This is a genomic window from Streptomyces sp. P5F9 (assembly GCF_057961495.1).
In genome coordinates this window covers 1-10,232 of the sequence record NZ_JBXVPZ010000361.1, presented here as the reverse complement: position 1 = coordinate 10,232, position 10,232 = coordinate 1, and the positions used below count along the sequence as shown (strand labels likewise).

Annotated in this window: 5 protein-coding genes and 1 tRNA gene; 5 read left to right on the top strand and 1 reads right to left on the bottom strand. The window is 66.9% G+C overall.

Annotation, left to right across the window (positions count from 1 at the left end; all coding sequences use genetic code 11):
• The first annotated feature begins 115 nt into the window (after positions 1 to 115).
• The 4 genes from AC31A1_RS38245 (at position 116) to AC31A1_RS38230 (ending at position 8,007) form a co-directional block, all read left to right on the top strand.
• Entirely contained in the window at positions 116 to 1,321 is a 1,206-nt protein-coding gene (locus tag AC31A1_RS38245) for a DNA polymerase III subunit delta' (RefSeq protein WP_489657694.1), read from the top strand.
• 119 nt (positions 1,322 to 1,440) lie between these two features.
• Positions 1,441 to 3,132: an alpha/beta hydrolase gene (locus AC31A1_RS38240; RefSeq protein ID WP_489657693.1), complete on the top strand. Its 1,692-nt coding sequence runs from the start codon at positions 1,441 to 1,443 to the stop codon at positions 3,130 to 3,132.
• A gap of 163 nt (positions 3,133 to 3,295) precedes the next feature.
• Positions 3,296 to 3,369 (top strand) — tRNA-Thr (locus AC31A1_RS38235).
• A 282-nt stretch (positions 3,370 to 3,651) separates the two neighbouring features.
• A complete protein-coding gene (locus AC31A1_RS38230; protein WP_489657692.1) occupies positions 3,652 to 8,007 on the top strand; it encodes an NACHT domain-containing protein in 4,356 nt (1,451 codons plus the stop codon).
• An 85-nt stretch (positions 8,008 to 8,092) separates the two neighbouring features.
• On the opposite strand, the gene AC31A1_RS38225 is transcribed toward AC31A1_RS38230, so the two are convergent.
• Positions 8,093 to 8,296: a hypothetical protein gene (locus AC31A1_RS38225; protein WP_489657691.1), complete on the bottom strand. Its 204-nt coding sequence runs from the start codon at positions 8,294 to 8,296 to the stop codon at positions 8,093 to 8,095.
• 150 nt (positions 8,297 to 8,446) lie between these two features.
• Here AC31A1_RS38225 and AC31A1_RS38220 point away from each other — a divergent pair, with 150 nt between their 5' ends.
• The gene (locus AC31A1_RS38220; protein WP_489657690.1) at positions 8,447 to 9,499 is read left to right on the top strand and encodes a hypothetical protein; all 1,053 of its coding nucleotides are present in this window, start codon (positions 8,447 to 8,449) and stop codon (positions 9,497 to 9,499) included.
• Positions 9,500 to 10,232: the final 733 nt, after the last annotated feature.

The following is a 10,232-nucleotide window of genomic DNA, read 5'->3' as shown; positions in this document are numbered from 1 at the left end:
ACCCAGCGCCAGCCCCCCCGGATCGCGCCCTGAACCAGCTCCCGGCCCCCGTTGTCAGTGGTGGCCCGCACAATGGATCGCGTAACTCGAAACGTGACGAAAGGGCCGGTGACCCATGACCGTGTGGGATGACCTGGTGGGCCAGGAGAAGGTGAGCGAGCAGCTCGGTGCCGCCGCTCGGGACGCCGACGCCTTCGTCACCGCGGCGACCACCGGCACGGCCCCGCCGGAGGCCTCGAAGATGACGCACGCCTGGCTGTTCACGGGGCCGCCCGGCGCGGGACGCAACCAGGCGGCGCGGGCCTTCGCCGCCGCTCTGCAGTGCGTGAGCCCCGACCGTGCGCTCGGCGGCAGCCCCGGCTGCGGCTTCTGCGACGGCTGTCATACGGCGCTGATCGGCACCCACGCCGACGTCACCACCGTCGCCGCGGTGGGCACGCAGATCCTCGCCGACGACATGCGGGACACGGTCCGCAAGTCCTTCACCTCGCCGGCGACCGGCCGCTGGCAGATCATCCTCGTCGAGGACGCCGAGCGGCTGAACGAGAAGTCGGCCAACGCCGTCCTCAAGGCCGTGGAGGAACCCGCCCCCCGCACGGTGTGGCTCCTCTGCGCCCCCTCGATCGAGGACGTACTCCCCACGATCCGCTCCCGCTGCCGCCACCTGAACCTGACCACGCCCTCGGTCGACGCCGTAGCCGATCTGCTCGTACGGCGGGAGGGAGTCGAGCCCGCGGTGGCCGCGGCCGCCGCGCGTGCCACGCAGGGGCATGTCGACCGGGCCCGCCGGCTGGCCACGGACCCGGCCGCGCGTGAGCGCCGGGCGACCGTGCTGAAGCTGCCGTTGCGCGTCGAGGACGTCGGCGGGTGCCTCAAGGCCGCCCAGGAGCTGGTGGACGCGGCGGCCGAGGACGCGAAGCAGTTGGCCGAGGAGGTGGACGGCAAGGAGACCGAGGAGATGAAGGCCGCGATGGGCGGCGGCCAGGGCAGCCGGATGCCGCGGGGCACGGCCGGGGTGATGAAGGACCTGGAGGACAAGCAGAAGCGCCGGAGAACGCGTACGCAGCGCGACAGTCTCGACCTCGCGCTGACCGACCTCACCGCGTTCTACCGGGATGTGCTGGCCCTCCAGTTCGGTTCCCGGGTGGCGATCGCCAACGCGGATGCGGAGGACGCGCTGGAGCGGCTCGCGCGCGCCGGTTCCCCGGAGTCCACGCTGCGCCGTATCGAGGCGATCGGGGCGTGTCGCGTGGCGCTCGACCGAAATGTGGCGCCGTTGCTGGCGGTGGAGGCGATGACGTTGGCGCTCAGAGCGGGTTGAGCTCGCCGAGTGGGCCGCGGCGGGCTGATTGTCCGGGCGTGAGGTTGACGGCGTAACTCGTCCGGGGCGGATCGTGCACGTACAGCATTCAAGTGATCGCGCAGCGTTACGCTCGCTGAATGCACATGAGGCGCCCCCTTCGCCGGCCCAGCCGGAGTAGTCAGCCGAGCCGGCCGAGTCCGTCCGGCGAGGTCGAGGCCCGTCGAAGTCACGGGAGCCGGAGTCGGAGCTGGAGCTGGAGTCAGCGCAGCCGCGGTCGTAGGGCCGGCGGCACGTTGCTCGCCGTAGCCGCGCTGCTCGTGTCCGCCGCATGTTCCTCGGGGAGTTCGACGACGGCGACGAGTCCGGCCGCGGAGGTGGCGCTCGCCGCGTTGCCGCGGTCGACGCCGTCCACCCTGGCGTCGTACTACGGGCAGAAGCTCAGTTGGCACACGTGCGGTGTTCCCGGTTTCGAGTGCGCCACGATGAAGGCGCCGCTGGACTACGCCAAGCCCACGGCGGGGGACATCCGGCTCGCGGTCGCCCGCAAGAAGGCCACCGGCAAGGGCAAAGCGCTCGGTTCGCTGATGGTGAACCCGGGCGGGCCGGGCGGTTCGGCGGTCGGGTATCTCCAGCAGTACGCCGGGATCGGCTACCCGGCCGAGGTCCGCGCCCGCTACGACATGGTCGCGATGGACCCCCGCGGCGTCGCCCGCAGCGAGCCCGTCGAGTGCCTCGGCGGGCGGGCCATGGACACGTTCACGCAGACCGACACCACCCCCGACGACCGGCGCGAGACCACCCGACTCGTAAGCGAGTACAAGAAGTTCGCGGAGGGCTGCGGCGCGCACTCGCCCGACCTGCTGCGCCATGTCTCGACGATCGAGGCGGCGCGGGACATGGACATCCTGCGGGCGGTGCTGGGGGACCGGAAACTGACGTACGTGGGGGCGTCGTACGGCACGTTCCTCGGGGCGACGTACGCGGGCCTCTTCCCCGACCGGGTCGGCCGCGTCGTCCTCGACGGCGCGATGGACCCGTCCCTCCCCGCGCGCCGTATGAACCTCGACCAGACGGCGGGCTTCGAGACCGCGTTCCAGTCCTTCGCGAAGGACTGCGTACGGCAGACCGACTGTCCGCTCGGCGGCAAGGGCATGACGCCGGGTCAGGTTGGCGACCACCTGAAGGCGTTCTTCAAGAAGCTCGACGCGCACCCCGTCCCCACCGGCGACGCGGACGGCCGCAAGCTCGGCGAGGCGCTCGCCACCACCGGCGTGATCGCGGCGATGTACGACGAGGCGGCCTGGCCGCAGCTGCGCGAGGCGCTCACGTCGGCGATGAAGGAGAACGACGGCGCCGGGCTGCTCGTCCTCTCCGACAGCTACTACGAGCGTGACGCCGACGGCCGCTACTCGAACCTGATGTTCGCCAACGCCGCCGTGAACTGCCTCGACCTCCCGGCCGCGTTCTCGACCACCGACCAGGTCGAACAGGCACTCCCCGCCTTCGAGAAGGCGTCCCCGGTCTTCGGCGAGGGCCTCGCTTGGGCCTCCCTGAACTGCGCGTACTGGCCGGTCAAGGCCACGGGCGAACCCCACCGCATCGAGGCGAAGGGTGCCGCCCCGATCGTGGTCGTCGGCACGACCCGCGACCCGGCGACGCCGTATCGCTGGGCCCAGTCCCTGGCCCACCAGCTCTCTTCGGGGCGGCTGCTGACGTACGTGGGGGATGGACACACCGCGTATGGGCGTGGCAGTACGTGCATTGACTCCGCGATCGATGCGTATGTGCTGCGGGGGACGGTGCCTGGGGAGGGGAAACGCTGCTCGTAGCCTTGGTCGGGGTGCGGTCGGGGTGCGGTCGGGGTGCGGCCGGGAGTGGTCCCGGTGTGTGTGCGGGGTACCTCCGGGGGTGCTTCCGGGGGGTGTACGGAGCACCCCCAGAAACTGTGTAGACTTTCCGACGTTGCTGATCGCACCATGGTGTGGACGGCGCGCCGCCTTAGCTCAGATGGCCAGAGCAACGCACTCGTAATGCGTAGGTCTCGGGTTCGAATCCCGAAGGCGGCTCAAGAAAGCCCAGGTCAGAGGCCTAAAGGCCCTCCATGAAGATCATGGAGGGCCTTTTCTGTGCCTGGATGGGAACATTCTGGGAACGGAAGATTTCCTAAAAGTCCCCTATGTCCATTCGGTTCTCGTGAGATGGAGCGAGAACAAGATCGTGCGCGCGGGGTGAGTCGTCTTGCGCTCGTACCGCCTACGAACGTGAGCAAGGAGACGGGCAGCGTGCTTTGTCTCCGCGCGAGAGAACGGTCCGGTGCTTCTCGTCCTTGTGGGGTTACACCGCGCGTAATGTCTGCGGACATGGACGGGGCAAGCGGTATGGCCGAGGTCGGGGCGGGCGGGGGCCGGTACCCCTGGATCCGCCGTGTGCATGCGATCAGCTCGGCGCTCCAAGTTGACCACTTTGGCTGGCTGGTAGACCTGCCGTGGGCGAGAGCAGGGGCCCCGCTTACCGGTCGACGCGAGGACAAACTGCTTGTGGTACTGGGCGAGCGCGGATGCGGCAAGAGCGACTTGTTCATTGAGGAAGCCGAGGCGCTGCAGTCCGAGGGACACGTCGTCGAACGGGTCGACCTCAGTGTGCGGGGGCGTTTCTACGAAGCGGTCAGCGCGCGCAGGGATTTGGGGGCAGTCCTGGAGCGAGCTTCTGAGGCCAATCCGGGGTACGTCCTGTTGGACAGCCTTGACGAGGGGCTGGACCGACTCGGGGTTCTCCATGACATTCTGGTCGGCTGTCTGGAAGAGCTCGGCCGTGAGCGGAGAAGTCGACTACGGCTGCGTATCGCCTGCCGTTCGGGCCGGTGGCCCCGCGGTCTGGAAGGGCATCTCCAGTCGCTGTGGGCGCCTGAGGCAGTATCGGTAGTTGGTGTGACGCCGCTGACCCGGTCCGATGTGGAGACGGCCGCCGCCTGCGATCGTCTCGACGGCCGTCGAGTCACTCGGCGGCTGGAGCAGAAGGGTGCGGTGGCCCTGGCTTGGTCCCCGATCACCTTGAAACCCTTGCTGGAAGCCGAACGGGAAGGATGGGGCCTGCCTTCGACGGTGGCTGACGCCTATCGGCTTGCCTGCAGGCAGTTGAGCTCCCATGGCCACCGCGACGGAAATCCGCTGGCCCCCGATCACTTGACTGCACTCGCGAGCCGAGTGGCCGCCTCCATGCAGTTCGGCCACTATGCAGCGATCCATGACACCCCGAGTGCCATGGAGACTGACCTGGCACTGGCTGATCTTGACGGCGGTGACGAGCCGGGCGCGGCGGGGGTTTCCTACCACTGCGGGATGCAGGAACTGCTGGCGTTGGTGGATTCCGGGCTGATGGTCGAGGTCGGGCTGCGTCGCTGGGCCTTCGCCCATGACAGTTACCAGCAGTACCTGGCTGCCCAGTTCCTGGCACGGCACCAAATGCACGAGGCCGCGCAGCGGCAGTTGCTGTGGATCGGTGACGGAACGTCCCGTCATGTTGTGGCACGGCACCGCGAGGTGGCCGCGTGGCGGGTTGTGGACGATACGGAGCTGTTCGCCGAAGTCCTGCGGCACGACCCCGAAGTGCTGTTGCTGGCCGACCTCACGACACTCCGGGATCAGGAGCGAGAGGCCGTGGTGGACCGGCTCCTCGACCTAGTGTCCGGCGATGACACGGTCCAACTGGACCGAGGGGTGCTGCACCGCCTGAAGCACCCAGGGCTGTCCTCTCAGCTGCGTCCTTATCTGTCTCTCCCGGCTGCACCTCCGCTGCTCTCCACAGTGCTCCGCATCGCGCGAGCCTGCCAACTGCCTGAGCTCAACGACCAGTTGCTGACAGTGGCCGAGAGCCAGGGGGTCGATCGGAAACTGCGCCGCCTGGCCGTCCAAGCACTCGGCGACGAACTGGACGCGGACCATGTGGCCCGTCTCAGGGCATTGGCCGAGCACAACGATGCGGACCTGGGCCGACTGCCGGTCCTGGAACAAGACCCGGAGCGGCTGGCCTTGCTGAGGGCGCTGGCCTGGCGCGGTGACGCGGACCTGGCGGCGGCCGCGCTGGAGCGGTTGTGGCCGCAGCATCTGAGGCTGCCCGAATTTCTGGACCTGATCCCGCCTGCCGATGACCCCACGCAGGTCCGTTCCGCATGGCTCCTGATCCATAACGTTCCGAACCTGCTGAGACCCGAAGACGTCGACGAAGCCGTGGCGTGGGCGCTAAGGACTCTGGGTTCGCGGCACCCCCGGGCCGGCCTGACCCAGTCCGGCGAGTCGCAGTTGTCCGTGCGACTGCCGGTTCGCATCCTCGCCCAGGCGATCGCGCTCTTCCACGAAAACGACACCAACAGCGACTCTGCACAACGGAACAGGTGGCTCGACGAAGTCGCCGATGCCCTGCTCACCCTGGCGGGACGTGCCGATTTCGACGACTGGCACCAGCTTGCGCAACCGGTAGGTGAGGTGCTGCTGAGTCGGACGGGCATCCGCCGAGAGCTGGGCCAGCGTGTCCTGGAACGCGGTGATGACCACCAGGTCACTCGGCTCCTATCCTGGTCAGGCAGTCCTGCCCTGTTCTCCACCGACGACTCGGTGTACTGGACTCTGCAGTGGCCCACACTGAGCCCTGACGCACGCCGGCACGCTGAGTGGCTGGTGACAGCGTGGCCCGATCCAGCGGATCCGGACCTGCCGTCCGCCCTTGAACTGCGCGAGCGTTACCCGGACCTGAAGGTCGCCACCGCACGGTGGGACACCCGCACGGAGGAAGAAGCCCGGCAACAGCGCGAGCAGGAAGAACAGCGCCACCGTCTGGCATTCAACGAAGCCCGCCTACGGCTTGCCCTCACCGCGCTCAGCACCGCAGAGGGACCCCCCGAGCCGTTATGGCAACACATCACCACCGAGCTGTACCGCACTGCGGACGGCAGCCAAGCGCCGCAGGACAGGCTGGGCGTCGTGGCTGCTGCACCGTCTTTCCCACATGAGGGCAGCGAGCTGCACCGACTGGTGCTGGACGCGGCTGTCACCGTCGCCCGCCGCTCAGCAGCCCTGAATGGTGCAGCGGCCACTCCAGCCACAGCAGACTGGAACCGGACAGCAACTGCTCTGACCGCGCTGGCCCTGCTTGATGCCTCGCACCTGGCCGAGGCATTCGACCACCAGCCCCGTCGAGCGGCTGTGGCCGGCGTGGCGCTGGCGGCCCACGATTGCCACGACTCCGACGACACCGCACTACGACACAGCCTGATCACACAGTGCGCCCGACTGGCCGGCCATGAACTGCCGACCCTGCTCCACCAGGCGCTAGACGGTTGCAGCGAGCCGGAACTGAACAGTCTGGCAACCACGTTCGCCCGCACTGCTGTTCCTGATGCGGTTCAGACCTTGCGGGACTGGGCCAGTGATCCGGGCCGTACCGACGTGCAGTGGGCCGGCGTCCTGACCTCACTCGCGCTTGCGGGAGACCGGCCGGCCCAGGAAATCCAGTCTGCCACAGTGGCCGACCCTGACGTCCAACGAGACGCCGCGCGGAGCAGCTCACGATGGACCCGCGCCGCCGCGGCGCTGATGGGACAGCCACAACTGCCCGAGGTCTGGCCCGTCATCAGGGCAACCTTGGCTACCTCTGGCGTTCTGGCTGCCCTCCTGGAACGCCTTATCGCCGCCGACCCCAAGGGAACCTGGCCGCCCGGGACCGGTCAACTGCCCGAGGCTGCCCTCGCTGACCTATACACCATGGTTACCGACCACATCGGCATCACCCGGCTCCTGGACTATCAGTTCGAGGGTGGCTTTTATACCGACGCTCGCAGCAACCTGCACCGAGGGCTGATGGGCCTGCTGATCTCCAAGACCAGCCCGGAAGCGGTCCGGGAGTTGACCAGTCTCGCGACTCGCTATCCCGAACTTGCAGACCTGCGTCGGCACGTTAAGGCCTCGGCCCGCGAGGTCGCCGAACTTCAGGCTCCACCCCTGGTTCCGGAGCAACTTCGGCGCCTGGCCGCAGACACCAATCTGCGCACCGTCACCGACGCACGCCATCTCCAGGACATCGTGCTGGCTAGCCTCGACCGTCTCCAGACGGTGCTTCAGGGGTCCAACGGCCTTGTGGTCAACTTGTGGAACCGGAACCTCTGGTCAGTGGATCACACCGACTGGTGGCCGTGCTGGGAAGAAGACTTCAGCGACATGGTCGCAGCTCTCCTGCGCCAGGACATCGGCGGATACCGCGTCGTCATCAACCGCGAAGTCCAAGTCGACCGCTCCGGGTTTCCCGGCAGACGCACCGACATCCAGATCCAAGCCACGGCCCCGCCCACCAGCAGCAGCGACGACACACTGACCGTAGTCATCGAATGCAAAGGATGCTGGCACCGAGACCTGTCCACCGCCCTGGCCGACCAGCTTGTCCGCGATTACCTGCGCACCCCCGCTACCGCAGGCATCTATCTCATCGGCTACTTCGACTGCGACCGCTGGAACTGCGAAATGCGCAGGAAGCGACACCACGCATCAGGCGATCACACTATCCGCGACCTGCAGCACGGACACGATGCACGCGCCCAGGAACAGCGCGACCAATACGGTGCCATTGTCGCGGCCAAAGTCCTCGACTGCCGCCTCCCCGGAGCCAACGACCCGTGGCGTGCCGAGCCCCACAATCCTCCCGCGCGGACAACCTAGTAGCCACGTTGCTCTGTGGCAGTTGGTCACCTTGGATCGCGAGTAGCGGCATGAATTTCGTAACCACAAAAACGGGATGGCCCCCTCAAGAGGGGAACAGGCCGACGGAGCTCATGGCAAGAATGATCAAGGTTGCCGTGCCTCCGAAGGCGACACCCGCGCGTTGGATCGCGCTGCTCATATTCGCTCCACCCGAGCGGGCAAGTGCACCAGTTACCAAGGCGACGACCAGGCTGATCAGGGCTGCCACGAGGAGCAGTAGGACACGTACACCAACGTTGTCGCTCATCGAGCATAGTCCTCAGTCATGGTCGGTTCGGATGTCAGGCGGCGTGAGGCCGCCGTCGTCCGCATGCTAGACCCCGCCCTAGAATAAAGTCTAGGGCGGGGGTAATATGTAGTCGAGCGGGAGATCTCAACCGGAACGGCGGGCCTCAGGATGACTGATCAGCGCGACAGGGATGTGCTTGATGTCGCGCCCACGGATGGCGTCGATGACTACACCCAGGGCCTGCGTACAGAGCGCGCTCTGGCGAGGCTGGCGGCGATCACGGACCCCATTGCTCGAGTTAGAAGCGCAGACGACCTGGCTGAGCAGGCGCGGAGCGTTCAAGGAGCCATTGGGCGGGTGCGCCGCCAAGCGATCTACGAAGCGACGTTGCGACCAGGACATACAGGTGAATCCGTCGCCGCTGAGCTCGGCGTCAGTGCCAAAGCAGTCTCTGCGGCCGTCTCTGAGTCGCGAGCCCAAGATCGCCAACTGTTTCGGAACGCGTTGGAGATTCTCATGCGCCCTGGGGTTTGTGAGGTGCCGGCGGATCAGCTAGCCCCGGGTCTTCGGGCGCGCGACGTGCTCATGCAGGCCCGTGTTCTTCTCCGAGGCCGGAACAGCTACGACATCAGCGCCGTCAGTGACGACGAGTTCGCCGTGCTTGAGGAGGCGGAAGACAGGGCTCGGTACATCCACCGCTCCGCAGGTATAGAGCCGCCGCCCCTTGAGGCATGGAGACGCCTCCTGGCAGAGAAAGGCCCAGACGAAGATCGAGTTCCTGACGCTATGCGCCGTGCGGCAGCTGTCTTCGCTGTTCTGCCGGGCATCGTGCCGCTGTACTTCGACATGCCCGATGTCCAAGATTCGCACCCCCGCTCTGGATGGTGGCGAATCGGGTGGGGCGTTCTCCCCGCCGAGGAGGGTGCGCGTGTCTTCGATGCTGGCCCTCACCGTGATGGCTGGGCCACAACGGAGTACCTTGTCTGGTTCGTCCGCGACTTGGCTCGCAGCGGATACGGCATTTGGAATGACCTCAGCTCTCCACCGCCGTTTCTCAACGAACCTGGTGAGTGCCTCTCCTTCTCAATCGAAGGAGATCTGAATGCGGAAAAGGCGATCACACCGGACGAGTTCGTGCGAGACCTGCGGCACATGTGGGCAGATCAGAACACCGGCTTCATGGAGCTTGATTGGCCCGAACTTCCGGATGTCGACACCTGAACAGTGACCACAGTCCTACAGCCAAGATCGCAGCTGCCGGGTCGTGACACCGGAGAGAGCCGCAGCTATGCGAGTGGAGTACGCCATGATCCATCCCCTCCGGCTTTCGTGGCTTCCTTCACCCGTCGGAATGCCTCCTGACGGCACGAAAAACCCAGCCTCCTGGGGCGGGCCGATGAGTTAGGACTGCTGTGCTCCGTATGGGAGTTCCGCTTGCCATCGGGTCTCGTCAAGGCAGGTCCGGTATCCGGCCGTCGTTCCCAGGGGCCGATGGGAACGGAGAGCGGGCCCGGAGCGTGCACAGGAACAGATGCAGGGGCGGGGAAATGCCGGACGGAACGAGGCTCGGCCGGTGCCGCAGAGGGCTGACAGTATGTCACCGTGACAACAGACCTCGCGGGTTACTGGTGGTGTGGCGAAGGCCCCTATCGCCACCGTCCGCCCGGCCGAATCGTCTGCTGCCAAATCGACGGCCTGGGGCTCGACCGTGACACAGAGCGTCATGCTGTAGCCGTCCACGAAGCCGGACACACTGCCGTCGCGCTCCAACTCGGACTGCACGTACCGTCGGTATCCATCTCCGAACCAACCGAGACCAGTGCCTGCGGGCATCCATTCCCGATCGTGGGCGCTGTCGACAACGTGCGGCTGGTCGGGATGGTGTCCCGCGAAGTGGTGTAGCCGGTCAAGGTTCGTGAACGCGCGGGTGTCTGCCCGGGGCGTGCATCCGCTG

What these genes read in the sequence shown, in the direction of transcription:
- AC31A1_RS38225 (WP_489657691.1), bottom strand. Translation starts at nt 8,296, where the DNA reads ATGAGCGACAACGTTGGTGTACGTGTCCTACTGCTCCTCGTGGCAGCC.
- AC31A1_RS38240 (WP_489657693.1), top strand. Translation starts at nt 1,441, where the DNA reads ATGCACATGAGGCGCCCCCTTCGCCGGCCCAGCCGGAGTAGTCAGCCG.
- AC31A1_RS38220 (WP_489657690.1), top strand. Translation starts at nt 8,447, where the DNA reads ATGACTGATCAGCGCGACAGGGATGTGCTTGATGTCGCGCCCACGGAT.
- AC31A1_RS38245 (WP_489657694.1), top strand. Translation starts at nt 116, where the DNA reads ATGACCGTGTGGGATGACCTGGTGGGCCAGGAGAAGGTGAGCGAGCAG.
- AC31A1_RS38230 (WP_489657692.1), top strand. Translation starts at nt 3,652, where the DNA reads ATGTCTGCGGACATGGACGGGGCAAGCGGTATGGCCGAGGTCGGGGCG.